The following is a 24,051-nucleotide window of genomic DNA, read 5'->3' as shown; positions in this document are numbered from 1 at the left end:
ACATCCCGCCGAACGGAGTGTCCGGGCCGGCCGCGGCGGGCGGCCGACCCGGACATCGGGATCAGCGGTGCAGGTCGAACCGGTCGAGGTTCATAACCTTGTCCCACGCGGCCACGAAGTCGCGCACGAACTTCTCCCGCGCGTCATCGCAGGCGTAGACCTCCGCCAGCGCACGGAGCTCGGAGTTCGCGCCGAAGACGAGGTCGACGCGGCTGCCGGTCCACCTGAGTTCGCCGGTGCCGCGATCGCGACCCTCGAAAGTCTCCGCCTCCGAGTCCGACCCCGCCGTCGGCTTCCACTCCGTGCCCATGTCGAGCAGGTTCACGAAGAAGTCGTTGGTCAACGACCCGGGCCTGTCAGTGAGCACACCGAGCGAGGAGCTGTCATAGTTCGTGCCCAGCGCCCGCAGCCCACCAACGAGCACCGTCATCTCCGGCGCGCTCAGCGTGAGCAGGTTCGCCCTGTCGATGAGCATGTACTCCGCCGGCAGCGGGGCGGCCTTCCCGACATAGTTACGAAACCCGTCAGCGGAAGGCTCCAGGTGCGAGAACGACTCCACGTCGGTCTGCTCCTCGGACGCGTCCGTGCGCCCCGGCGTGAACGGCACCTCGAGGTCGAGGCCCGCGTTCCGCGCGGCCTGCTCGACACCCGCGCACCCGGCGAGAACGATCAGGTCGGCGAGCGAGACCTTCTTGTCGCCGCCCTGTCCGGAGTTGAACGACTCCTGGACGCCCTCCAGCGTGCGCAGAACCTTCGCCAGCTGGGCGGGATTGTTGACCTCCCAGCTCCGCTGCGGCTCCAGCCGGATCCGCGCACCGTTGGCACCACCCCGCTTGTCGCTGCCGCGGAACGACGAGGCCGCCGCCCACGCCGTCGACACCAGCTCGGACACCGACAGGCCCGAGTCGAGGATCTGGCGCTTGAGGCTCGCGATGTCCCCGGCGTCGACGAGCTCGTGATCCACCGCGGGAACCGGGTCCTGCCAGATCAGCGTCTCGCTCGGCACCTCGGGGCCAAGGTAACGCTGGATCGGCCCCATGTCGCGGTGGGTCAACTTGAACCATGCGCGGGCGAAGGCGTCCGCGAACTCGTCCGGGTTCTCCATGAAGCGCCGGGCGATCGGCTCATAGATAGGGTCGACCCTGAGCGCGAGGTCCGTGGTGAGCATGTTCGGCGCAATCCGCTTCGACGAATCGTGGGCGTGCGGGACGGTGCCCTCACCCACGCCGTCCTTCGGCTTCCACTGCCAGCCGCCGCCCGGACCCTGGTACAGCTCCCACTCGTAGCCGAACAGGTTCTCGAAGAAGCCGTTGCTCCACCGCGTCGGCGTGCTGGTCCAGGTGACCTCCAGGCCACTGGTGATGGTGTCGGCGCCCTTGCCGGTACCGAAGCTGCTCGCCCAACCCAGACCCTGCGCCTCGAGCGGAGCGGCCTCCGGGTCGGCGCCGAGGTGGGAGTCGGGAGCCGCACCGTGGGTCTTGCCGAAGGTATGCCCACCCGCGATCAGCGCGACGGTCTCCTCGTCGTTCATCGCCATCCGGCCGAAGGTCTCGCGGATGTCGCGAGCGGCGGCGAGGGGGTCCGGCTTGCCCTCGGGGCCCTCCGGGTTCACGTAGATCAGCCCCATGTGGGTCGCGCCGAGCGGGTTCTCCAGGACCCGCTTCTCGCCGCCCGAGATGCGCAGGTCGCTCCCCAGCCAGGTGGTCTCGGGGCCCCAGTAGACGTCGTCCTCGGGCTCCCAGCCGTCCTCCCGGCCACCGGCGAAGCCGAAGGTCTCGAAGCCCATCGACTCCAGGGCGACGTTGCCGGCCAGCACCATCAGGTCGGCCCACGAGAGGTTCTTGCCGTACTTCTTCTTGACCGGCCACAGCAACCGGCGGGCCTTGTCCAGGCTCACGTTGTCCGGCCAGCTGTTCAGCGGAGCGAACCGCTGCTGGCCGGCGCCCGCGCCACCGCGGCCGTCACTCACCCGGTAGGTCCCCGCGCTGTGCCACGCCATGCGGATCATCAGCGGGCCGTAGTGGCCGAAGTCGGCGGGCCACCAGTCCTGCGACGTCGTCAGCACCTCCGCGATGTCCTGCTTCACGGCCGGCAGGTCGAGGCTGTTGAACGCCTCGGCGTAGTCGAAGTCCTCGTCCATCGGGTTGCTCACCGGCTGGTTCTTGGCGAGGATCTTCAGGTTGAGCCGGTTCGGCCACCAGTGCGTGTTGCCGATCCCCTGGGTCGGGTGCGGCAGCCGGTTGCCGTGCGCGACCGGGCAGCCGCCCGTGGCGGCACCTTCGTTGTTCTCGGACATGGAGATCCCTTCGGACGGGTTCGGGCTTTCGTTCAGGAACTGGACACGGTGGAGCAGTCGGGACACAGGCCCCAGTAGATGACCTCGGCCTCGTCGATCACGTAGCCGTGGTGGTCCGACGCGGCGAGGCACGGCGCCTCGCCGACGGCGCAGTCGACGTCGACGATGGCACCACACGACCGGCACACGAGGTGGTGGTGGTTGTCCCCCACCCGCGACTCGTAGCGCGCCACGGAGCCCGGCGGTTGGATGCGCCGTAGCAGACCCGCGGTGGTGAGCGCGCGCAGCACGTCGTAGACGGCCTGGTGGGACACCTCACCGAGATTCACGCGCACGGCACGGATGATCGAGTCCGTGTCCGCGTGCGGATGGTCGTGCACCGCGGACAGCACCGCCAGCCGAGGGCGGGTCACGCGGAGAGCCACCCCACGCAACATGCGCTCGAAGTCGGTAGTCGTGGGCACGTCCGACAGTCTGCCCTATTTTCTGGAATGAATCAAGTTTTCGTCGTCGGCGCCGAGGCGCACCAGCGCGAGGAGCCGTCGGTGCCCGGCCGCGCTCACCCCGCGGCGGCGGCCGGCTCGTCGAACAACCCGAGTTGGTGCTGGGCGGCGGCGATGTCGAGGTAGGTGTCCTTGCGGTGCACCAGGCCGTCGGCGACGGTGATGACGTCGACGCCGGTGAACTGGATTCGTTCGCCGGTGGGCTGGGCGACCCACGCGCCGAACGGCATGGGCGCGGCGAGGGTGCCGGAGATCACGCACTGGTGCACGACGAGGCCCGCGCCGAAGGACAGGCGCTCGGGGCGGAAGTGGATGTCCGGCCACACCCCGAGCAGCCCGGCGAACGCGGCGCGGACCGCGTCCCTCCCGACGACGTCGGGTGCCCCGAGCAGGTGCAGGCGGAAGGTGGTGCGCTCGGTGTGCAGCGCCATGATCGCGTCGAGGTCGTGGGCGTTCCACGCCGCGCCGTAGCGCTCGGCGAGGCTGGCGAGGCGGCCGTCATCGGTCATCGGGCGTCCCTTTCGGTGCGTGGCGGGCGCTGGCTCGGGCGAGCCAGCCAAGCAGGGCGGTCATGGCGATCAGCGCGCCGGCCTCGATCGGGCCGACGATCGCGGGCTCGGCCTCACCGATGTCGTAGAGGTGCCCGAGCGCGTGGAAGCCGTTCCACAGCGCGGCCATGACCAGCGCGAAGGTCCGCCACCGCGGCACCCGCCAGCCGAGCAGCAGTCCCAGGCCGAAGGTGGCCGCGCAGGCGGCGAAGTCACGGACGAGGTGCTCGTTGGCCGGACCGAAGTTCGCCAGGACCACCGTGAAGGAGGAGGGTGCAGGGCCGCCCACCCGGCCAACGCCACGTGGCCCCCGCCGAGGGGCAGCAGGATCCACCGCCAGCCGCGTTCGGTCACCGCGCCACCTCGCTCACCGCGCCCTCGGCGCGCAACGCCGCGCACACCTCGCCGGCGGCACGCTCCCCCGCGGTGACCGCGCCGTCCATGAACCCAATCCAGCGGGTGGCCGTCTCGGCGCCCGCCCAGTGGATCCGGCCGTGCGGCCGGCGCAGCCACGGCCCGTGTGACGTCCACGTGCCGGGCGTGAAGTAGCCCGCGTAGCAACCGCGCGTCCACTCCTCTTCGGACCACGAGCCGACCAGGAACCGTTGCGGGGTCAGCGCTTCCGCGCCAAACCACCGGGCGAAACAGGTCAGCACGGCGGCGCGGCGATCGGCGGGGGGCAGGTCGAGCAGGCGCCGGGCGTGCCCGCCGACGACGAAGCCGAGCAGGATTCCGGGGTCACCGTCCGGCGGCGAGTTGTCGAACGCGGCGCCGACCGGGCCGGTGTCCGAGGCGACCTGACCGGAGAGCCCGGTCCGCCGCCAGAACGGCTCGGCGTAGACGGCCAGACACTTCAGCGTGGTGCCCTGCGGGGTGCGAGCCAGCAGCTGTGCGCGGCCGGGTGGCAGCGCCGGTTGGTAGTCGATGCGGCTGGCCAGCATCGGGGGGGCCGTGACGACGACCCGGTGGGTCGAGACGGTCAGGCCGTCCGCGTGGACGGTGACCCGGTCGCCGTCCTGGACGATCCGCCGCACCGGGTGGCCGAGCCGGGGCGGTTCGGGCAGGCGCTCGGCGAGGAGCTCGGCGATGCGCTGGGAGCCGCCGACGAAGCGGTCCTGCTGGGCACCGGCGCGGGTGGACACCAGCCGTCGCAGGCTCTCCCCCGCGCTGATGCACGCGAGGATGTGCAGCAGGGAGACGTCGTCGGGCTCGATCGACCACACTGCGCGCACCGCCATGGTCAGCAGCGTGCGGGCCCGCGGCGAGCGCACGTGCCGGCGCAGCCACGAGCCCAGTGTCTGGCCGTCCCACCTGGCGGCGTCGGGGGCCAGCCACGGCGCCTCGGCCGGCACCCGGCGCGCCATGCGGTCGAGCGCGCGCTGCGCCCGCAGGTAGGACACCGTCGGCGTCACCCCGATCCAGGGACGCCCCACGAGCCAGCGCCGGGCCCGCCCGTTCAGCTCCAGCAGGCTGGCTCCGGTGTCGTGGGTCGCGAAGGTGGACACGCCCAACTCGGCGGCCACCCGCTGGATGGCGTACTGGCCCGGACCGGTGAACTGGCCACCGACCTCGACGATCTTGCCGTCTCCGAGGTCGGCGTTGAGGGTGCGGCCGCCGACCCGGTCGCGGGCCTCCAGCACGCGCACGTCGTGCCCGGCGGCGGCCAGCCGCGTGGCGGCGACCAGTCCCGAGATGCCGGCGCCGACCACGACGACGTCGGCGCGCTCGGTGGAGATGGCCATCAGCTGGTCCCTTCGTTCGCGGGGCGCGACCCTGACGGAGTTTTTGCAAGCATTACATGAAGTCGGGCGGATAGGCTAGCCCGGCAGGTGGCAGCGGTGCAACGCCTCGGCCTCGCCGGCCGGCGCGCCGACGGAAGGACGCGATGGATCCGCGCAAGGAGCGCACCCTGAACAAGCTGCTGCGCGCGGCGGAGGAGATCTTCGGCGAGCGGTCGGCCGACGAGGTGACCGTGGAGGAGATCGCCGAGCGCGCCGGTGTCGCCGTCGGGTCCATCTACAACCACTTCGGGTCGAAGGCCGGGCTGCACGCGGCGGTGGTCGAGCGCGCGCTGGAGGTCGACCGCGACTACATGGACCGCGCCTACCTCTCCGACGCCGGACCGCTCGAGACGATCTACGCCGCCGCCGACGAGTACCTGGCGTTCTACCTCGCCTACCCCGACTACTTCCGGATGCTGGCCTTCCCCAACTCCCCCGGGCAGTACCAGGCCGGGCACGAGCTGGCCGAGCGGCTCGCCCGCTCGGTCGACGAGCAGAACCAGCGCCTGGTCGCCGCGCTGCGCGCGGGCATCGAGGCGGGCGAGTTGCGGGCGCACGACCCGGAGCGGGTCGCCACCGTCCTGTGGGCGGCCTGGAACGGCATCATCAGCCTCGCCTGGCGTCCCGACGCGCTGCGCCGGGACGAGGCGGAGCTGCGCCGGCTGCTGGCCACCGCCACCGACGCCATCGCCAACGGCCTGCTCCCCCGCACGAGCTGACCCACTGGGCCCGCGGCCGGCATCCACGAGCAGCCCCGGCCATTCCTGCCCGAACACAGCGACGGGCGTGAGATTGACGAGCTGCGCGTGGGCGACCGGATGCTGGCGCGTGCCGGAGAGCGCGTGGCCAGCGACGGGACCATTTACGAAGGACGCTCCACTGTGGACACCCAGCGATGACCCGCTTGCCGGACGCCGCCGCCACGGTCGCCGTCGTCGAGCACGACCACGCGGTGCTCGGCGTCATCGGCATCCGCGACGATCGTGCTCAGCCTCGTCCCGCTGGCGGTGTTCGGGCTGCTCGGGCTGGCCACCGTGCTGTTCATCCACGAGCTCGCCAAGGTGTTCGTCGTCGCCAACGACGTCCGGCGCCGGGCGGGACCGGCCGGCAACCCCGGATGTGCGCTCGCGCGACCGGACCGTCCGTCCCGTGCGCGGGCCGGGCGCCGGAGTCGAGGACCCGGCGCCCGGCGAGCCAGCGGGGTCAGACCCCGGCGATCGACTGGATCCAGGACCGGTACCGCGTCACGTTGGTGTACGCGGTGATGGACCGCCGGTCGCTGGTGGAGGCCACGCCGACCTGCACGCCGTTCGACATCATCGCGCCGCCGGAGTCACCGCCGGCGGTGATGCCGTCACCGGGGCGGGCGCAGATCGCCGCGCCGCCGTAGGCGTCGCCGCAGCCGCCGCTCACCGTCAGGTTGGCGACCTTCAGGTACCGCGACTGGCAGTTGATCTCCGAACCGCACCGGGACGTGGCGCCCCAGCCGTACACCTGCACGGTCTGGCCCACGGTGACCGAGCCCGGCCCGCCGAGACGGGCGTAGGTCGCCGACACCGAGCGGTCGAGCCGGACCAGCGAGAGGTCGGAGGAATGGTTGTAGGTCTGCACGCCGTTGGCCACCGTGCCGCCGCTGGTCTGGTCGAGGCTGCCGATGCGGAACGACAGCGCGCCGCGGCTCACGCAGTGCTTCGCGGTGAGGATCCAGGTGGGCGCGATGATGGTGGCGGTGCACGTCTGCCGGCCGTTGGAGAACAGCCGCGCCGCCCACGGGGCGTTGCTCGCGTAGCTCCCGCCGATGATGTACGGCGTGGCGCCGCCGTCCGACGATGGTGGCGCGGGTGCCGCGGATCCGCTGGGGGCCATGGCGAGCAGGGAGAGCAACGCGGCCAGGAGCGCAGGGAACAGTCTGGTGATTCGCACGGTTCCTCGATTCCGAAGACACGCGATTTCTCGCGCAGGGAGTGTCTTGGTCACGAGATTCGTATCACTCGACCGGGTGAAAAGGGATATCTCAGCTCGGTCATAACACCGGTCGGATGTTTCCGCGAACCCTTGCCTGGAGCCGCCGACCTGGGCGTTCGGCCGGCGCAACCCGCCACGGCCGCGACCGGGAGTGGTGACCCGCGGGCACCGGCCCGCCCCGCGGCGAGCGGATGCGAGGTGTCGTCGACGGCCCGGACAGCTCCGCCTCACCGTCCGAGGTGGATATTCAAGTGCCGTTCGGCCGCCACCGGTCGGGTGCCGCGGCGAGTCGTGGCTCGGCGCGGCACCCCTTCGGCGAGGGCGCGGGCGCGATCGGGTGCGCGCCCCGGTCCGGCATGGTCACCGTACCCGGCGCGCGGGCGGCTCAGCCGACGCCGACGGGGTCCCTGGAGCCGATCACCGCCGGGGAGTGCCCGTTGCCGTTGCGGCCGTCGAACGGGGTGAACTCGAACCGCACCTCCCCGCGGTCGCCGCTGTCCACCACGGGAGTGATGATCCCGCCCACCCCGCCGGTGGCCAACTGGGCCAGCAGCCGCGCCAGTGCCTCGGGCGCCCGCCGCGGCTCCCGGTCGGTCTGCGCCAGCGTCCGGTGCAGGTTGGCCATGTCCCACCCCTCGGCGTTGCCGCTACCGGCCGGTACGGCGAGCGCGGCGTTGACCAGCCAGCGGGCCGGCTTGCCGGACAGCGTCGGGGTGCGGTGGCAGCTGATGCCGATCACCTGGTCGGCGCGCAGCAACCCGTCGCTCACCGTGCGTATCCAGATCCGCTCCAAGCCCATGGTTCGACTCCTCCCGCTCGACAGCCGCCGCGCTCGGGACGGGGGACCGGGTGCGCCGGCGGCCCTCCTCGTCCCGCGCTGGTCAGACTCGGGCACAGGTTATCTCGAGCGCCCACTTGATCCAATTTACATCCACCAGTGCAGATATCGTCAAGTCTCTCGTCGAGCCGCGCCCGTCCCGTGGCCCTGGCTCACCGTGCCGGCCGAGCCGGGCGTGCCGGCCGGGACGTCCAGGGCAGGGTCATCAGCGCCCACGCGCCGAGCACCAGCAGGATCTCCGGCACGAGGTACCACGGCCACGGGCCCAGCACGTCGAGCAGGGACGGTGTCTCCGGCTTGCGGTTGAGGAAGCCGAAGTTGGTGCCGGTGAGGGCGTTGAAGGCCATCGCCACGGCCGCCCAGCCGACCGAGATGGCCACCGTGCGGCGGTAGTCGGCCCACCCGGGGCGCAACCCGAGCCCCCAGGTGAGGTACACGGCCACCCACACCACGGCGTGGTGCATGCCCCAGAACACCAGGAACTCGGGGTCCGGGAAGTCCGGTCCGCGGTAGATCGGCGACACCAACGCCTGGGTGCTCAGCGCCAGGCCCCAGTAGTAGGTCAGCGCGAAGGCCCACCGGCGCGACGACCACAGCGCGTAGGCGGCGCAGACGGCGACGAGGTCGGAGATGTGCAGTGGCATCGCCTCGGCCAGGCGGGTGTCGGTGGCGACGATCGTGTGCACCAGCACCACCGCCTGCACGACCAGCACCACCGCGGCGACGACCCTGGCCACCCGCCGGCCCGTGGGCGTGTGCCCGTGGTGGCGGCCGAGCGGGACCAGCACCACGGCACCGATCGCGAAGGCGAGCAGCACCGCGGCGTGCGACCACCCGTAGGCGGAGAAGCGCTCGGCCGCGATCGTCACGCCAGGTCCGCCCCCCGGGACATCGCGGCGGCGTGGGTGAGCACGGCACGCAACGGGCCGTTCGCGGCGTCGAGCACCGCACCGCGGATGCTCTCGCCGCGCCGCGGGCCGGTCCGGCTGGCCACGGCCGTCCGATCCGCGGCGACGGTGTCGCGGGTCATGCGGTGTCCTCTCGGCGCCGGTCGGTGCGCCGATTCTGGCACAGCACGGCCAGTGCCAGTGCCCGCCGACGGCGCTGACCACCGCCACGCCGGCGGCGCGACCAGCGTCGGGGACGCGCGCGACCCCGATGGCGACGACGGCACCACCGGGCCGGCACGATGAGGGCGAGCCGCCCTGCCAGGGCAGGTCCCACACCCGCCGCGGAGGCCCGATGACAGAACTCGACACCGTCGCCCGGTTGCGGGCGGCGGGCTGTGTCTTCGCCGAGGACGAGGCCCGGCTGCTGCGCGCCGCGGCGCGGTCGCCGGCCGAGCTGGGCACGCTGGTGGACCGGCGGGTGGCCGGGCTGCCCCTGGAGCACGTCCTCGGCTGGGCCGAGTTCGCCGGCCTCCGGATCGCGGTGGCGCCGGGGGTCTTCGTCCCGCGCCGGCGTACCGAGTTCCTCGTCCACCGGGCCGCCGCGCTGGCGACCGGCCGGGCCACCGAGGTCCCGGTCGTCGTCGACCTGTGCTGCGGGTCGGGCGCGGTGGGCGCGGCGATCGCCGCGGCGCTGGGCCGGGCCGAGGTGCACGCCGTCGACATCGACCCGGCCGCGGTGCGCTGCGCCCGCCGCAACCTCGCCGGCACCGGCCACGCCTACCTCGGCGACCTCGACCACCCGCTGCCCACCGCCCTGCGCGGCCGGGTCGACGTCCTGGTGGCCAACGCCCCCTACGTTCCCACCGGCGAGCTCGGGTTCCTGCCCCCGGAGGCCCGCGTGCACGAGCCGCGGGCGGCGCTCGACGGCGGCGCGGACGGGCTGGACGTCCAGCGCAGGGTGATCGGCGCGGCGCCGCGCTGGCTGGCGCCCGGTGGCCACCTGCTGGTGGAGACCGGCCGGCACCAGGCGGCGCGAACCGCCGAGGCGTTCGCCCGGCACGGGTTGGCACCGGAGGTCACCGGGTCGGCCGAGCTGGCCGGCACCGTCGTCAGCGGGACCATGCCGGGATAGGCGGGGTCAGAGCCCGGCCCGCACGGCGAGTACCGCCAGCCGCACCCGGTTGTCGCTGCCGGTCTTGGTCATCAGGTTTGCCACGTGGGTCTTCACCGTGGTGACCCCCAGGTGCAGCCGCTCGGCGATCTCACCGTTGGACAGCCCGGCGCCGACCAGGGCGAGCACCTCCCGCTCCCGGTCGGTGAGCGCGGGCAGCGGCTCCGGCTCGGGGCCGGTGGTGTGGGAGCGCACCGCCTGCCCCACCAGCCGGCGCAGCACCCCCGGGCTGAACGGGCTATCCCCGCCGGCCGCCCTGCGGACCGCGTCCAGCAGGTCCGCCGGTGCCGCGTCCTTGACCAGGAACCCGCACGCGCCGGCGGCCAGCGCCCGGTACAGGTGCTCGTCGTCGTCGAACGTGGTGAGCACCAGCACCCGGGTCCCCGGCCGCAGCCCGAGGACCCGCTCGGTCGCGGTGATCCCGTCCATGCCCGGCATCCACAGGTCCATCAGCACCACGTCCGGCACCTCGCGCTCGACCAGCCGCACCGCCTCGTGGCCGCCCGCCGCCTCGCCCACCACGAGCAGGTCACCGGCGGACTCGCAGAGCATCCGCAACCCGGCCCGCACGAGCCGCTGGTCGTCGACGAGCAGGACGCGGATCACCGCGCCGCCTCCACCGGAGCCGGCGGTAGCACCGCCCGAACCCGCCAGCCCCGCTCCGCCGGCCCGGCCGTCAACGTCCCGCCGACCAGCTCCACCCGCTCCCGCATGCCCACCAGCCCGTGCCCGTCTCCCGGCGACACCGTCGCGCCGGCACCGTCGTCGTCGATCTCCACCGACACGGTGTCGCCGGCGTCCCGGCGCACCGCGACCCGGACCCGCGCACCGGGTCCGGCGTGCCTGAGCACGTTCGTCAATCCTTCCTGGACCACCCGCAGCACCGCCAGCCGGCGCACGGCGTCCAGTTCGGACGCCTCGGCGTCGATCTCGGCCAGCACCGGGTGGCCGGCCCGCCGGGTGCGCTCCAGCACGGCGTCCAGCGCCGGCGCCAAGTCGCCCGGCTCCACCAGCGGCACCTCCACCGACGCCGGGTCGCGCAGCACCGCCACCAGCCGGCGCAGGTCGGCCAGCGCCGAGGTGCCGGTGGCGTGCACGTCGTCGAGCACCCTGGCCACCCTGGGGTCCAGCTCCGGCACCACGTGCCGGGCCACCCCCACCCGCAGCACCAGCGACGCCACGTGGTGGGCCACCAGGTCGTGCAGCTCGCGGGCGATCGCCATCCGCTCCTCGGTGCGCGCCTGCCTGGTCTCGGTGGCCCGCCGGCGCTCGGCCGCCAGCGCCTGCTCGTGATAGGTGGCGGCCAGCTCGCGCAGCGACCGAAGGTGCCGGCCGAGCAGGATCGGCCCGCCCACCAGCAGCACCAGCCGGAGCAGGGTCGCCACCGTCCACAGTCCACCGAGCACGTCGACGAGGCCGACCAGCACCGCCCCGGCCCATGCGGAGCCGCCGACCACCACCGGCAGCGCCTCCCGACGCCGCATGGCCACCTCGACCAGCGCCACCGCGGCCAGCCCGGGAACCACGAACGAGTTCAGCGCCCCGGTGAGCGTCACGGCGGCGAACAGGGCCGACTGTCCCACCGCGACGGGCAGCGGCCACCGGCCACCGGCGACGAACAGCGCCGCCGAGGACATCGACAGCACCCAGTCCACCGCGGTCGTCGGCAGGTACGGCGAGGTGAGCAGGGTGAGCACCGCGGGCACGACGACCAGCGGGGCGAGCCGCATCGGCACGACCGGGACGCCGAAGACCCTCGGCTGGCGAGTGGTGAGCACGGTGGAAAGGTAAGTGCCGGACGCCGGGCACGCCTCCTCCCACAGCAGGAGGCCGGCTCCTCCCCGGGGCCGGTGGGCGCGGCCCGCGGACCGAGGCGGGCTGCCCGCGCCGCGGCGACAGTGGCCGCATGAACGCAAGCCAGAAGTCGCGGGACCGCCGCGTGTTCCTCGCCGCCGCGCTGCGCGGGCCGGTGACGGTCGGTGCGGTGGCGCCCAGCTCCGCCGCGCTCGCCGACGTCCTCGCCGCGGTGGCGCCCAGCACCGGGGCGCCGGTCGTGGTCGAGCTGGGCTCCGGCACCGGGGCGGTGACCGCCGCGATCCGCCGCCGGCTGCCCGCGGGTGCCCGGCAGCTCGCCGTGGAGGTCGACCCGCGCCTGGTCGAGCACCTGCGGCGGGCCCACCCCGGCGTGGAGGTGGTCCGCGGCGACGCCCGCGACCTCGGCCGGCTGCTCGCCGAGCACGGCGTGACGAGGGCCGACGCGGTGGTCAGCGGGCTGCCGTGGTCGCTGTTCGGGCCGGACGCCCAGCTCCGGATCCTCACCCAGGTGGGCGGGGTGCTCGCGCCCGGCGCCGCGTTCAGCACGTTCGGCTACCTGCACGCGGGGGCGCTCACCGGGGCCCGACGGTTCCACCGGCTGGTGCGACACGTGTTCGACGAGGTGCTGGTGAGCCAGGCGGTGTGGCGGAACCTGCCGCCGGCGCGGGTCGTCGTCTGCCGGCGGCCCCGCGGAGCAGCGTGATGGCCGAGCTGTGGGCCGGGGTGCCGGCGGTCCTCGTCCCGCTGTGCACCGCCGGGCTGGTGGTGGCCGAGTCCGGGCTGCTGTCGGCGTGGTGCTGCCGGGGCGAGCGGGCTGCTGGACACCCACGGCGGACCCGCGCGCGCTCGGCCAGTTCGTCGTCGGTGCCAGGACGCTGACCCCGCGGCTGGCCGCCGGCGTCGGCCTGCCCTGCCGCACGTTCGCCCGGCGGAGCGCGCCCTCGGCGGCGGTGTGGGGCGCCGCCGCGGTGCTGGTCGGCCACCTCTCCGGGGAGGCCTACGAGCGGGTGGGCACGGTGCTCGTGCTCGCCGGGCTGGTGGTGCTGGGGACGGTCCCGCTGCGCGGCCGGTCGGTGTCGGTCAGGGCTTGACCGCGACGCCGGCGAGGTAGCGCGACCGCGCCGGGGCGTCGCCCCACCACTCGGCCTCGGTTCCGTCCGGGCGCCACCGGACCACCCAGTCCACCCCGGGCTCGACCAGCTCCCAGTCGCCGAAGAACGCGGTGAGCTCCGCCCGGCTGCGCAGGTGCACGCGGGTGGATGTCCTGGCGTAGTTCGCGGCGACCTCGCGGGCCGAGCGCTCGTCGAGCTCGTCGAACCCATGGGTGAGCACCAGGACGCTGCCCCGCCGCACCTGGTCGCGGTAGTAGGCCAGCGCCTTCTCCGGCTCCCGCTCGGGCGGCACGAAGTGCAGGATCGCGGTCACCAGCAGGCAGGTCGGCTCGTCGGGGCGGATCACCCCGGTGTCGAGCACCTTCCGCCAGAGGTCGTGCGGCTCGAGGAAGTCCGCGTACACCGCCTTGTGCCGCTCCGGGTCGGTCGCCCCCGACTCGGCCCCGCTGAGCAGCAGGATCCGGGCGTGCGCGACGGCGATGTCCTCGTTGTCGACGTAGACCACCCGCGCACCGGCCTCCGGCGCGACCCGGTCGGCCACCTCGTGCGCCTGCCCCTGGCTGGGCAGCCCCGACCCGATGTCGACGAACTGCCGGATCCCGCGGTCCAGCGCGAACCGCACGGCCCGGCCGACGAAGGCGCGGTTGGACCGCGTCGCGTCGCGGATGTCCGGGATCTTGGCCAGCTGCTGCTCGGCGAAGACCCGGTCGATGGCGTAGTGGTGCCGGCCACCGAGCAGGTAGTCGTACACCCTGGCCGAGCTGGGCCGGTCCACCGCGGCCGGCGCCTCCCACGCGTGTTCCCCCATCGGACTCTCCCCTTGCCCGTTCGGTCACTGCTCCCCACCAGTGGACTCCCCAGTGTGCCGGGCCGGTCACCTGCTGCCTACCGGCCGACCGGACGAACCTCGCGCGACCGTCCGGCGCTCAGCGCACACCGGCCGCGGCACCGGCGAGCAGCCGCGCGGCCCGCTCCACGTCCGCCTCCCTGGTCCACCGGCCCACGGTGAGCCGCAGCGCCGAGCGGGCCCGCGCGGCGGACAGCCCCATGGCGGTCAGCACCGGCGAAGGCCGCGGATCGCCCTCGTGGCAGGCCGATCCGGTGGCCGCGGCCACCTCGGGAGTGGCGGCGAGCAGCTCGTCCCCGCCGACGCCGTCGACGCTGACGTTCAGCGTGTTCGGCAGCCGCAGCGTGGGGTGGCCGTTGAGCCGGACCCGCCCCGGGAGTGTCGCGGCCAACCGGTCGTGCAGCAGGTCGCGCGGGCGCCGCTGCCGGTGGGCCGCACCTGGGTCGGCGAGCCGGGCGGCCGCGCCGAGCGCGACGGCCAGCGCCACGTTCTCGGTGCCCGCCCGCCGGCCGCGCTCCTGCCCGCCGCCGGGGACCACCGGTTCCAACTCCAGTTTGGTTCGGACGTACAGTGCCCCGATCCCCTTGGGCGCGTACATCTTGTGCCCGGTGACGGTGAGCAGGTCGACGCCGAGCCCGCGCACCGAGACACCGATCTTGCCGGCGGTCTGCGAGGCGTCGGTGTGGAACAGCGCCCCGTGCGCGTGGGCCAGCGCGGCCAGCTCGGCGACCGGTTGCACGGTGCCGGTCTCGTTGTTGGCGTGCATGATCGAGACCAGCACGGTGTCCGGGGTCAGCGCGGTCGTCAGCTCCGCCGGGTCGACCAGGCCCGTGCCGTCCACGCCGAGGTGGGTCACCCGGACGTCGTGCCACCGGGCGAGGGCGGCGCACGCGGCCAGCACGGCCGGGTGCTCGGTCACCTGGGTGATCACGTGGCCGCGGCCGCCCCGCCCCAGCACGGCACCGACCACGGCTAGCGTGTCGGCCTCGGAGCCGCCGCTGGTGAACACGATCTCGTCCGGCGCGGCGGCGTCCACCAGCTCGGCGACCGCGGCCCGCGCGCCGGCCAGTGCGGTCGCGGCCCGCCGGCCGTGCGCGTGGCCGCTGGACGGGTTGCCGAAGTGGTCGGTCAGGTAGGGCAGGGCCGCCTCGACGACGCGGGGATCGACCGGCGTGGTGGCGTTGTGGTCGAGATAGATCGGCTCGGTGCCGGTCATGCGGTGCTCCTGTGTCCGCGCGGGTGGGTCTCGTACATGCGGGCGGCCACCACGAGGCCGGAGGCGGCGGTGAGCGCGGCGACCACCCAGACGGCCGCCCGCAGGCCCCAGAGGTCGGCGGCGACACCGGAGACGATCGCGCCGACCGCGAAGCCCCCGTCCCGCCACAGCCGGTACACACCGACGGCGCGGGCCCGCCACGCCGGATGGGCGACGTCACCGACCACGGCCAGCAGCGTCGGGTACACCAGTGCGGTGCCGGCACCCAACAGGGCCATCGCGACCGCCCACGGTGCGAACGTGCCGGCCACGGCGACGAGCCCCAGCGCGGCGGCCTGGGTGAGCATGCCCGCGGTGATCAGGTGCTTGCGGCCCCACCGATCGGACAGCGGTCCGGTGCCGAGCTGCCCGAGTCCCCACACGGCCGGGTAGAGGGCGGCCAGCACCGCCATGTCCGGCACGGTCAGCCCGCCGGCGGTGAACAGCAGTGGGAACAGCCCCATGGCGAGGCCGTCGTTGAGGTTGTTGACCATGCCGGCCTGGTTGGCCGCCGAGAGCGCGGGCTCGCGCAGGCTGGTGTGCCCGGCCACCTCCCGGCTGGTCAGCGCGGCGGACACGGCGCCGGTGGGGTGCGCGGCGGCCTCGGCGCGGGCGTGCTCCCGGGTCTCCCGCACCAGCGCCGCGGTCAGCCCGAGCCCCAGCACGGCGTAGCTGAGTCCGAGCAGGAAGGGCGCGGGGCGCAGCCCGTACCGCGCGGCCAGATAGCCGGTGGCCAGCGCGGTGAGCGCGACCGCGGCGTACCCGGCCGCCTCGTTGAGCCCCATGGCCAGACCCCGCCGCGCGGGCCCGGCCAGGTCGATCTTCATGATCACCGTGGTCGACCAGGTCAGCCCCTGGCTGACCCCGAGCAACACGTTCGCCACGACCACCCAGCCCCAGTCCGGCGCCCAGATCAGCAGCAGCGGCACCGGCACCGCGACCACCCAGCCCACCAGGAGCACGGGCCGGCGGCCCCACCGGTCGGCGAGCGCGCCGGCGGCGTAGTTGGTGGCCGCCTTGGTGACCCCGAACGCGAACACGTAGGTGAGCAGGAACGTGTAGCCGGTCAGCCCGAACTCCCGCTCGGCCAGCACCGGCAGCACGCTGCGCTCCTGCCCCAACACCCCGCCCACCAGGGCGTTGACCGCGACCAGCAGGCCGAACTGGGCGAGGTTGGCGCGCAACCCCAGCCGGGGTGGTGCCGGCCGGGACCGCACCGTCATCCGCCGACCTCGAGCGAGCGGCCGGTGGCCCGTACCCAGTCGGCGGGCCCGCCGGCCAGCACGGCCACGTTTCGGTGACCGGCCCGCTCGAGCACGCTGGCCGCGCCCATCGCCCGTTCGCCGTGCCCGCACATCACCACCACCGGCTCCCTGGGCAGCTCGCCGGTGCGCGCCGGGAGCTCGCCCAGCTCCAGGTGCCGGGCGCCGGGGACGTGGCCCGCGGCGTACTCGGCGGCCTGCCGGATGTCCAGCACGGGAGCGCGGCCCACCCGCTCGGGGCCAACCAGTGCCGTGCTGGACGTGGCGCCCCCCGCGGCGCGCCAGGCGGGCAGGCCACCGGCCAGCTCGCCGACCAGCGTGGTGTAGGCGATCTTCGCCGCGGCCCACGCGATCTCGGCGGGGTCCTGGTCGGCACCGCGCACGATCACCACGGGCACGTCGGGCGGAACGAGCCAGCCGAGCCAGGAGGCGAACGCCGGGCGCAGCGGGATCGACACCGCCCCGGGGACATGCCCGGCGGCGAACTCCGCGACCGGCCGGACGTCGACCAGCCAGGCACCCTCGGCGAGCAGTGCCCGCACCGCCGCCGGGTCCATGGTGGACAGTTCAGGGGCGCCGCCGAGCACGGCGGGGCCGCGCCGGTTCACCTCGGGTAGCCGGTGGAAGTACGGCGGGAAGCTGCCGAGCGAGCCGACCAGCGCGGCGACGAACGCGTCCTCGTCGTCGAGGCGCAGCAACGGGTTGGTCTCCTTCTCCCTGCCGATGGTGCTGGTGCGCCGGGTGTCCGGCGGCGCGGTGCAGAACGAGCCGGCGCCGTGGGTGGGCCACACCGCGACGTCGTCGGGCAGGGTGGTCAGCCGGCGCAGCGACGCGTACTGCCGGCGGGCCAGCTCCTCGGTCCGTTCCGGCGCGACCAGGTCGGTCCGCGCCGCGGCGCCGACCAGCAGCGAACCGCCGGTGAACACGCCGAGCGGCGTGCTCCCGTCGAGCAGCAGGAAGGACAGGTGCTCGTCGGTGTGCCCGGGGGTGGCCAGCGCGCGCAGCCGCAGGCCGCCGAGGTCGACCTCGTCCCCGTCGCGCAGCCCGGTGTGGGCGAACTCCCGGTGCCCCTCGGCGGAGGCCAGCACGCGGGCCCCCTCGGTCGCGGCCAGTTGCCGCGCGCCGGAGACGAAGTCGGCGTGCAGGTGGGTGTCGGCGGCGAAGGCCAGGGTCAGGCCGTGCCCGCGGGCCGCGCGCCACGCGCCGCGCAGGTCGAGGCTGACGTCGACCACCAGCGCCCTGCCGTCGCCGAGGTCCACCAGGTAGGCCGCGTTGCCCAGCCCTTCGTCCACCAGCGGGATCAGGTCCACTCCACCCATGACCGCCTCCTTCGTCTCGCTGTCGTACACTATTCTATGGATTATTGGAATATACCCGTCGTGGGAGGAACAGGTGGGTGACCGAGCGGCCAAGACGGCCCTGTTCGACCAGTTCGCCCGGGTCGGCAAGGCACTGGGCAGCGGGAAGCGCCTGGAGTTGCTGGACCTGCTCGCGCAGGGCGAGCGGACGGTGGAGTCGCTGGCCCGCGCGGCCGAGCTGAACCTGACCACCGCGTCGGCGCACCTGCGGACCCTCCGGCACGCCAACCTCGTGGCGACCCGCCGGGACGGGACGAAGGTCTACTACCGGCTCGCCGGAGTCGACGTGGCCGCGCTCTACGCGCTGGTCCGCGCGGTGGCCTGTGCCCACCTGCCCGACGCCGAGGCCGCGAAGGCCGCCTACCTGGGCCCGGACACCGAGCAGGTGGACCGGGACGAGTTGCTGCGCAGGGTCCGCGCCGGGCGGGCGCTGGTGATCGACGTCCGGCCGCGCGAGGAGTACGCGGCGGGGCACATCCCGGGCGCGGTGTCGGTACCGCTGCACGAACTGCCCGAGCGGCTCGCCGACCTGCCCGCCGACCAGGAGATCGTCGCCTACTGCCGGGGCGCCTACTGCGTGCTCGCCCACGACGCCGTCCGCCTGCTCAGCGAGCACGGCCGCCCGGCCCGCCGCCTCGCCGACGGAATGCTGGAATGGCGGCTCGCCGACCTCCCGGTCGCCACCGGCGCGCCGGGGTGAGGTCGCGATGGCCCAGCACGGCCGTGGCCCGCGAAGCTCGGCTTTGGGTGACCACCCTTGATCCTCCTTCCGGAAAGACCTGTTCGGCCGTGTCGGCCGGCCGCTTTCCGGCAGGAGGGCGCTGACCACTGGCACCGCCGACCGGGAGAGGCGCTGAGGTCGAGCGCCGGCCGTTCCGACCGGTGGTCAGCCCGGCTTGTGGTGGGTGAGCAGCCGGGTGAGTAGCCGGGTCAGGGTTCGCCTGTCCTCGGCCGACAGCGGTTCGAACAGCTCGTCCTGCACGCTGTCGAGCACCCGGTCCATGCGTCGCAAGTGCCGCTCACCCTCCTTGGTGAGGGTCACCGTGTTGCGCCTGCGGTCGTCCGGGTCCGGCCTCCGCTCGACGCAACCCTGCTCGGCCAGCTCGTTGACCGCCGCCACCACGTCGCTGCGGTCCATGCCGCACCGGCGGGCGAGCTCGGCCTGGCTCGCCGCCCCGAACTCGTGCAGCGCGGCCAGGACGCGGTAGTGGTACCCGCGCGCCCCCGCCTCGGCGAAGCCGTCGAACACCAACCGCCGGACATGCACGGCCAGCTGGGTGATCAGCCAGCTCGGCTTCGTGGCAAGGCGCGCGGGGATCTCGTCCACGCGATCACCGTACACCGTTGGCATGACCAACGACTTCTGTTACCGTTGGCTTCACCAACATTGGCGACGCCAACAATGAGGAGAATCTCATGTCCGCCTCCGACCACATCACCGACCGACTCGAGATCACCGATCTGTTCACCCGCCTCGCCCGCCTGTTGGACGAGGAACGTCACGAGCTCGCGCGGACCGTCTACGCCGACGACGTGGTGGTGCACTCGCCGCGCGGCGGGGAGCTGCGCGGAATCGACGAGGTGCTCGCGTTCCTGCGCCGGTCCCAGGTCGAGGGTGAGCGCACCCAGCACGTGCACGGTGACGTGCAGGTGAGCGTCGACGGCGAGCGGGCGGAGGCGTCGGCGAACCAGCTGGTGTACTTCTACCGCGACGGCGAGCCGCCCCACCGGAGTGGTGGCGTGCGGCTGGACTACACCGCGACGCGCACGCCCGAGGGCTGGCGGGTCCGCGAGGCCCGGATCACGCCCGCCTGGATCCGGGACCACTGACGACGGCACCCGGGCACGTCCGCTCGGCTCAGCGGGAGTGGCGGCGGGGGTGAGCACCATCTCGACCTGCCCGCGGACCAGGAGATCATCACCGACTGCCGGGGCGCCGACTGGTGCTCGCCCACGCCGCCGTCCGCCTGCTCGCCAGCCTCCCCGCCGGCTCGCCGACGGGGAGGCTGGCGTGGCGGCGGGCCGACCTGCCGTGGCCGCGGGGCGGTGCGGAAGATCCACCGCTCGGGTGAGCACGCGTGCGAGCGGGTGCCGGCGTGCCTACCGTGCGAAGGATGAACCGCGTGCTCGGCCGCCGGATGACCGCCCTGCTCGGGGCGGTCGCCCTCTCGCTCGCGGCCTGTTCCGGACCGCGACCGGCGCCGCCGCCGGAGGTTCCGCCGTCGGAGGTTCCACCGCCGACCGACGCCGCCGTGGCGAGCCCGCCCCCCGATCCCGCGGAGGTCGGCGCGAACGAGCTCGGGTTGGTTCCGGTGCTCATGTACCACCGGATCGTGCCCGAGCCCGCGTCGCCCTACGACCGCAGTCCGGCCGACTTCCGGGCCGAGCTGGAGCGGCTGGCGCGGGAGGGCTACGTGCCGGTCACGGCCGCCGACTTCGTGTCCGGCCGGATCGAGCTGCCCGCGGGTGCCCATCCCGTGGTGCTGACGTTCGACGACGGCACGGCGAGCCAGTTCGCCCTCGGCCCGGACGGGCAGCCCGCGCCGGGGACCGCGGTGGCCATCCTGCTCGAGGTCGCCCGGGACCATCCCGGGTTCACCCCGGTGGCCACGTTCTACGTCAACGCCGACCCCTTCGAGGAGCCCGGTGGCGCGCGGAGCCTGCGCTGGTTGCACGAGCACGGCTTCGAGATCGGCAATCACACGGCCGGGCACGCCAACCTGGGTCGGCTCGGCGCCGAGCAGGCGCGGCGGCAGATCGCGGAGGGTGACCGGCTGATCCGGCAGGCGGTGCCGGAGGCGGCGCCGGTGACGCTGGCGTTGCCGTTCGGGGTGCACCCGGACGATCCGGAGCTCGCGCGGCGCGGCGACTCCTACGACTACCGCGGGGTCATGCTCGTCGGGGCCAACCCAGCCCCGTCGCCGTTCGCCGCGAAGTTCGATCCGCTGCGCGTTCCCCGGATCCGGTCGCAGGGCAGCACGGGCGCGGAGGCCGAGTTCGGGTCCGCCAGCTGGCTGGACCAGTTGCCGTCGGCGCGCTACACGTCGGACGGCGACCCGGACCGGATCTCCTTTCCCCGGCGACTGGACACCGAGCTGGCCGCCGAGTTCCGCGCCAAGGCCGCGCCGTACTGACGGCCCGAGGCGGCCGCGGCGACCCCGACACCCGGCGGCCGTGTGGAGCGTCCGAGTCGGGCCCCGAGCCGACGTCGCCAGGGCGTCTCGCCAGGCTCGGCGGACGTCATGCCGCGGCCGGGCCCAGATCGGCCACATCGACGGACGGGATCCGCGCTACGCCGCGCCAGCGGTGCCCGTTCATCCAGGCGACGAGGTCGACAGTGCCCGGCGGCGGACGAACACGTGCTGGTGGAACTGGGCGAGGCTGCGCCTCCCGACGGCGGAGCGGACGCACCGCGGGTCGAGCTCGGCCCCCGGCCGCGCGCCGCCCGCCACACCACGTCGCCGACGGCTCACAGCTCGTGCGGCGTCAGCTCGGCGAGCGCGGCGACATGCCGACGGCTCTCCACGAACACGTGGCCCGGGACGCCGTACCGTCCTCCTCGGCGGCGCGATGCGACACCACGACCACGTCGCCGACCCGGACGACCGGGCCCACCACCGGCCCCTCGCCACGGTGCTCGACGCGGATCGCGCCCGCCTCCGGCCCGCCGGAGGCGGGCGAGCGTAGCCGACCGCCGCGCGGGCGCGGGCCGGGTCGCGTCGTTACGGTCGGGGCGATGCCCGCCGTTCCCCGCGCCCGGCGCCCGCCCGGAGGGCGCCTCCCGCCCGCCGCCTGGTCCGGGACCGCGCCGTGATGGCGGCCCGGCGGCGCGGGCTCCGCACCGTGCTGCGCAACCCCGGCTACCGCAGGCTGTTCGCGGCGCAGACGATCTCGCGGTGGGGCGACACGGTCACGACGGTCGCCCTGATCGTCCTCGTCTTCCGGCTGACCGGGTCCGGCCTCGGCGTCGGCGGCGTGGTGATCGCCGAGATCCTGCCCGTGCTCCTGCTCGCTCCGGTCGCCGGCGCCGTGGTGGACCGGCTGCCGCGCGTTCGGGTGATGGTGCTGGCCGACGTCGCGCGGATGCTGCTCGCCGTGGCGCTGCCGCTGGTCGACCAGCACGTGGTCACCGTCTTCGCCGTCGCGTTCGGACTGTCCGCCGGCTCGGTGTTCTTCAACCCGGCGTCGGCGTCCACGGTGCCCGCCCTCGTGGACGAGGACGAGCTGGTCGCGGCCAACAGTGGGCTGTGGTCCGCCGCGGTGGTCTCCCAGATCGCACTCGCCCCGCTGGCCGGGGCAATGGTGGCGGCGTGGGGAACGGATCCGGCCTTCTGGTTCAACGCGGCCACCTTCGCCGGCTCGGCACTCGCGCTCACCGGCCTGCGCCCGCCGCGCTCCCCGGCGGCCGTGTCCTCGGCCTCCTGGGTCGCCCGCGTGGTGGCGGGCCCCCGGCTGGTGGTTCGCGACCGACTGCTCCGACTGCTGGCCGTGGTCCAGTTGCTGGCCGCCCTCTCCGCCGGGGCGACCAGCGCCCTGCTCGTGGTGCTGGCCGAACGCCGGCTCGGCACCGGCGCGGGCGGCTTCGGCCTGCTGATGGGAGCCATCGGCGTCGGTGCCGCGCTCGGCCCGCTGCTGCTGACCGTGCTGACCGCCGACCCGCGCCGCCCGGCCCTGATCTTCGGTCCGTACCTGCTGCGCGGGCTCGTCGACCTCGTCCTGGCGGTCACCCGCAGCCTGCCCACCGCGATGGTCGCGCTCACCGCCTACGGCGTCGGCACGTCCACCGGCATGGTCACCTACCACGCGTTGCTCCAGGCCGAGGTTCCCGAGCACAGCCGTGGCAGGGTCTTCGCCGCCTTCGACCTGTTGTGGCAGACCGGGCGGCTCGCCTCGATCGGCCTCGGCGGGCTCGCCGCCGACCTCCTCGGCATCCAGGTCGTCTACGCGCTCGGCGGCGCCCTGCTGCTGCTCGCCGGCACCCTCGGGCTCGCCGGCCTACGCGGAGGTGCCGGTAGCGCCTCCCGTCGCGACGCCCGCTAGCCGGCCAACGCCTCGACGATGGCCGGGTAGGACGGCGCGTGCGCGGGCGCCTGGCCCGGCGCCGGCGAGTCCGCCACCGCGGCGATCCGCCGGCGCACGTCCGCGGTGTCGAGGGTGCCGTGCAGCATGCTGACGTAGCGCCGGCCGAGCAGCCCGAGCTCGGGGTCCCGGTCCTCCGCGTCGATCATCAGGAACGGGTTCGGCGGCATGCCCGGCAGCAGGTCCTGCCACGGCCGCCCGGCCACCGCCGCCCGCCACAGCGCGGTGCGGGCCCGGTCCTGTAGCACGACGTCGTCGAACCACGGCCGGGTCAGCTCGACCGCCGCCGCGGTGGTCCGCCGGTTCAGGTCGGCCCCACCCCCGCCGGCGGCCAGCGCCCGGGCCAGCGGCACCGCCTGGGCGAGCGCGAGCGCCATCCCGCGGCCGAACGTCGGATCGGTCACGCACACCGTGTCGCCCACCGGGAAGTACCCAACCGGGGCATCGTCGGCGAGGTCGTACAGCACGTTGCGCAGCCCGGCCATCGGCACCACCTCGCCCACCGGCGCGCAGTGCTCGGTCCACGGCCGGAACGCCGCGAACAGCGCCACCACCCGCTCGAACGCGTCCGGGTCGCGCAGCCGCTTCAGCGTCTCGTCCTCCGGCAGCCGCCCGATGTCGATGGAGAAGTAGCCGAGGTCGTGGCAGAACAGCGCCGCGCCGTAGCCCAGGCCGTCCACCACGGTCACCGACCCGTACCGCAGCGGTGGCCGCGGCACGCCGGGCCGCAGCCGGTAGAACCGCGTGTTGTAGACCTTGCCGCACTCGGCCTCGGCGACAACCCCGCGGAACGGCACCGCCAACCGCGACCGCGCCCCGGTCGCGTCGACGACGACGTCGTACTCGGCCACGCCCCGCGCCGTGCGCAGGCCGCGCACCCGCCCGCCGGCGACCTCGACGGCCTGGACCGACACCCCGGGCCGGTACCGGATCTGGTGCTCCTTGCGCAGCGCCCGGTGCAGCGCCCACTCCAGGGTGCTCCGCCGGGCCGCCATCATCACCAGATCCTCCTCCGCGCCGGGAAGGTTCCCGGAGAACGGCAGCTCCTCGATGCCGCCCGCGAGCAGGTCGCCGTGCACGTCGGGCAGGTTCTCCCGAAGCAGCCGGCGGAACAGTCCCAGGTAGACGTGCGGGTGCTGGGCCTGCGGGGTGCCGGGGCGCTGCCACTCCCCCAGCTCGGCCAGCTCGTCCGGGGGCGGGGTGTCCCGGTCGAGGAGGTCGACGTCGCGCCCCTGGCGGGCGAGCAGCAGCGCGGTGCACAGACCGGCGACGCCCGCGCCGACGACCGCGATCGGGGTGGCCATGGCTCTCCTCTCTGCCGCGGCGGGTCG

The 24,051-nt window shown here is 74.3% G+C and carries 27 protein-coding genes; 9 read left to right on the top strand and 18 right to left on the bottom strand.

The window, feature by feature from the left end:
- Positions 1 to 61 precede the first annotated feature (61 nt).
- The 5 genes from katG to BM051_RS26550 all read right to left on the bottom strand — a co-directional run bounded on the left by katG (position 62) and on the right by BM051_RS26550 (position 5,089).
- The gene (gene katG / locus BM051_RS26570) at positions 62 to 2,296 is read right to left on the bottom strand and encodes a catalase/peroxidase HPI (protein WP_092536287.1); all 2,235 of its coding nucleotides are present in this window, start codon (positions 2,294 to 2,296) and stop codon (positions 62 to 64) included.
- Positions 2,297 to 2,328: 32 nt separating this feature from the next.
- Positions 2,329 to 2,760, bottom strand: a complete 432-nt coding sequence (locus tag BM051_RS26565; protein WP_092536284.1) for a Fur family transcriptional regulator — start codon at positions 2,758 to 2,760, stop codon at positions 2,329 to 2,331.
- A gap of 95 nt (positions 2,761 to 2,855) precedes the next feature.
- A complete protein-coding gene (locus BM051_RS26560) occupies positions 2,856 to 3,308 on the bottom strand; it encodes an ester cyclase (RefSeq protein WP_092536281.1) in 453 nt (150 codons plus the stop codon).
- Positions 3,298 to 3,606 carry a hypothetical protein gene (locus tag BM051_RS26555; protein WP_134046386.1) on the bottom strand — a complete coding sequence of 103 codons (309 nt, stop codon included), beginning with the start codon at positions 3,604 to 3,606 and terminating at the stop codon, positions 3,298 to 3,300. The genes BM051_RS26560 and BM051_RS26555 overlap by 11 nt, the downstream gene beginning before the upstream one ends.
- A gap of 91 nt (positions 3,607 to 3,697) precedes the next feature.
- Complete coding sequence (locus tag BM051_RS26550) at positions 3,698 to 5,089, bottom strand: flavin monoamine oxidase family protein (RefSeq protein WP_092536275.1); 1,392 nt, start codon at positions 5,087 to 5,089, stop codon at positions 3,698 to 3,700.
- A gap of 143 nt (positions 5,090 to 5,232) precedes the next feature.
- Here BM051_RS26550 and BM051_RS26545 point away from each other — a divergent pair, with 143 nt between their 5' ends.
- Positions 5,233 to 5,847, top strand: coding sequence for a TetR/AcrR family transcriptional regulator (locus BM051_RS26545; protein WP_092536271.1), 615 nt, complete (start codon positions 5,233 to 5,235; stop codon positions 5,845 to 5,847).
- Between the two features lie 99 nt (positions 5,848 to 5,946).
- Positions 5,947 to 6,027 carry a hypothetical protein gene (locus BM051_RS30550; protein ID WP_341770883.1) on the top strand — a complete coding sequence of 27 codons (81 nt, stop codon included), beginning with the start codon at positions 5,947 to 5,949 and terminating at the stop codon, positions 6,025 to 6,027.
- Here BM051_RS30550 and BM051_RS26540 read toward each other — a convergent pair.
- The 5 genes from BM051_RS26540 to BM051_RS29280 form a co-directional block, all read right to left on the bottom strand.
- Positions 5,991 to 6,173, bottom strand: coding sequence for a hypothetical protein (locus BM051_RS26540; RefSeq protein WP_092536268.1), 183 nt, complete (start codon positions 6,171 to 6,173; stop codon positions 5,991 to 5,993). The genes BM051_RS30550 and BM051_RS26540 overlap by 37 nt on opposite strands.
- A gap of 158 nt (positions 6,174 to 6,331) precedes the next feature.
- Positions 6,332 to 6,994, bottom strand: a complete 663-nt coding sequence (locus tag BM051_RS26535) for a S1 family peptidase (RefSeq protein ID WP_208326036.1) — start codon at positions 6,992 to 6,994, stop codon at positions 6,332 to 6,334.
- 484 nt (positions 6,995 to 7,478) lie between these two features.
- On the bottom strand, positions 7,479 to 7,892 hold the full coding sequence (locus BM051_RS26530) for a hypothetical protein (RefSeq protein ID WP_092536262.1): 414 nt from the start codon (positions 7,890 to 7,892) through the stop codon (positions 7,479 to 7,481).
- 191 nt (positions 7,893 to 8,083) lie between these two features.
- Positions 8,084 to 8,800 carry a YwaF family protein gene (locus BM051_RS26525; protein ID WP_092536259.1) on the bottom strand — a complete coding sequence of 239 codons (717 nt, stop codon included), beginning with the start codon at positions 8,798 to 8,800 and terminating at the stop codon, positions 8,084 to 8,086.
- Positions 8,797 to 8,961, bottom strand: a complete 165-nt coding sequence (locus tag BM051_RS29280; RefSeq protein WP_166677861.1) for a hypothetical protein — start codon at positions 8,959 to 8,961, stop codon at positions 8,797 to 8,799. The genes BM051_RS26525 and BM051_RS29280 overlap by 4 nt, the downstream gene beginning before the upstream one ends.
- 212 nt (positions 8,962 to 9,173) lie before the next feature.
- Here BM051_RS29280 and BM051_RS26520 point away from each other — a divergent pair, with 212 nt between their 5' ends.
- Positions 9,174 to 9,953 (top strand): putative protein N(5)-glutamine methyltransferase, encoded by a 780-nt coding sequence (locus BM051_RS26520; RefSeq protein WP_092536256.1) that lies wholly within the window; start codon positions 9,174 to 9,176, stop codon positions 9,951 to 9,953.
- A 6-nt stretch (positions 9,954 to 9,959) separates the two neighbouring features.
- On the opposite strand, the gene BM051_RS26515 is transcribed toward BM051_RS26520, so the two are convergent.
- Complete coding sequence (locus BM051_RS26515) at positions 9,960 to 10,598, bottom strand: response regulator transcription factor (protein ID WP_092536253.1); 639 nt, start codon at positions 10,596 to 10,598, stop codon at positions 9,960 to 9,962.
- Entirely contained in the window at positions 10,595 to 11,770 is a 1,176-nt protein-coding gene (locus tag BM051_RS26510; protein WP_092536250.1) for a sensor histidine kinase, read from the bottom strand. The genes BM051_RS26515 and BM051_RS26510 overlap by 4 nt, the downstream gene beginning before the upstream one ends.
- A 128-nt stretch (positions 11,771 to 11,898) precedes the next feature.
- Here BM051_RS26510 and BM051_RS26505 point away from each other — a divergent pair, with 128 nt between their 5' ends.
- Positions 11,899 to 12,510, top strand: a complete 612-nt coding sequence (locus BM051_RS26505; protein ID WP_092536247.1) for a class I SAM-dependent methyltransferase — start codon at positions 11,899 to 11,901, stop codon at positions 12,508 to 12,510.
- Positions 12,511 to 12,601: 91 nt separating this feature from the next.
- The gene (locus BM051_RS26500; RefSeq protein WP_134046384.1) at positions 12,602 to 12,898 is read left to right on the top strand and encodes an SNARE-associated domain-containing protein; all 297 of its coding nucleotides are present in this window, start codon (positions 12,602 to 12,604) and stop codon (positions 12,896 to 12,898) included.
- Here BM051_RS26500 and BM051_RS26495 read toward each other — a convergent pair.
- From BM051_RS26495 to BM051_RS26480, 4 genes are all read right to left on the bottom strand, one after another.
- Positions 12,888 to 13,727, bottom strand: a complete 840-nt coding sequence (locus BM051_RS26495) for an SAM-dependent methyltransferase (RefSeq protein ID WP_092536240.1) — start codon at positions 13,725 to 13,727, stop codon at positions 12,888 to 12,890. The genes BM051_RS26500 and BM051_RS26495 overlap by 11 nt on opposite strands.
- 118 nt (positions 13,728 to 13,845) lie before the next feature.
- Positions 13,846 to 14,982 (bottom strand): cysteine desulfurase family protein, encoded by a 1,137-nt coding sequence (locus BM051_RS26490; protein ID WP_092536237.1) that lies wholly within the window; start codon positions 14,980 to 14,982, stop codon positions 13,846 to 13,848.
- Positions 14,979 to 16,244 (bottom strand): MFS transporter, encoded by a 1,266-nt coding sequence (locus BM051_RS26485; protein WP_092536234.1) that lies wholly within the window; start codon positions 16,242 to 16,244, stop codon positions 14,979 to 14,981. Before BM051_RS26485 ends, BM051_RS26490 begins: the two co-directional genes overlap by 4 nt.
- Positions 16,241 to 17,602 carry a rhodanese-like domain-containing protein gene (locus BM051_RS26480; protein WP_092536429.1) on the bottom strand — a complete coding sequence of 454 codons (1,362 nt, stop codon included), beginning with the start codon at positions 17,600 to 17,602 and terminating at the stop codon, positions 16,241 to 16,243. Before BM051_RS26480 ends, BM051_RS26485 begins: the two co-directional genes overlap by 4 nt.
- A 73-nt stretch (positions 17,603 to 17,675) precedes the next feature.
- Between BM051_RS26480 and BM051_RS26475 the strand changes: the two genes are divergently transcribed.
- Entirely contained in the window at positions 17,676 to 18,341 is a 666-nt protein-coding gene (locus BM051_RS26475) for an ArsR/SmtB family transcription factor (protein WP_092536232.1), read from the top strand.
- 186 nt (positions 18,342 to 18,527) lie between these two features.
- Here BM051_RS26475 and BM051_RS26470 read toward each other — a convergent pair whose 3' ends face one another.
- Positions 18,528 to 18,968, bottom strand: coding sequence for a MarR family winged helix-turn-helix transcriptional regulator (locus BM051_RS26470; RefSeq protein ID WP_092536229.1), 441 nt, complete (start codon positions 18,966 to 18,968; stop codon positions 18,528 to 18,530).
- 89 nt (positions 18,969 to 19,057) lie between these two features.
- Here BM051_RS26470 and BM051_RS26465 point away from each other — a divergent pair, with 89 nt between their 5' ends.
- The 3 genes from BM051_RS26465 (at position 19,058) to BM051_RS26455 (ending at position 22,681) form a co-directional block, all read left to right on the top strand.
- Complete coding sequence (locus tag BM051_RS26465; RefSeq protein WP_092536226.1) at positions 19,058 to 19,471, top strand: nuclear transport factor 2 family protein; 414 nt, start codon at positions 19,058 to 19,060, stop codon at positions 19,469 to 19,471.
- 284 nt (positions 19,472 to 19,755) lie between these two features.
- Entirely contained in the window at positions 19,756 to 20,775 is a 1,020-nt protein-coding gene (locus tag BM051_RS26460; protein ID WP_243859858.1) for a polysaccharide deacetylase family protein, read from the top strand.
- A 679-nt stretch (positions 20,776 to 21,454) separates the two neighbouring features.
- On the top strand, positions 21,455 to 22,681 hold the full coding sequence (locus BM051_RS26455; RefSeq protein WP_092536223.1) for an MFS transporter: 1,227 nt from the start codon (positions 21,455 to 21,457) through the stop codon (positions 22,679 to 22,681).
- On the opposite strand, the gene BM051_RS26450 is transcribed toward BM051_RS26455, so the two are convergent.
- A complete protein-coding gene (locus BM051_RS26450; RefSeq protein WP_092536220.1) occupies positions 22,678 to 24,024 on the bottom strand; it encodes an FAD-dependent oxidoreductase in 1,347 nt (448 codons plus the stop codon). The genes BM051_RS26455 and BM051_RS26450 overlap by 4 nt on opposite strands.
- Positions 24,025 to 24,051 lie beyond the last annotated feature (27 nt).

Origin of the sequence: Amycolatopsis arida, from assembly GCF_900115565.1 — a bacterium.
In the GTDB taxonomy this organism is placed as follows: Bacteria; Actinomycetota; Actinomycetes; order Mycobacteriales; family Pseudonocardiaceae; genus Yuhushiella; species Yuhushiella arida.
The sequence above is the reverse complement of the archived record's forward strand: the minus strand, read 5'-3'. Positions and strand labels throughout refer to the sequence as shown.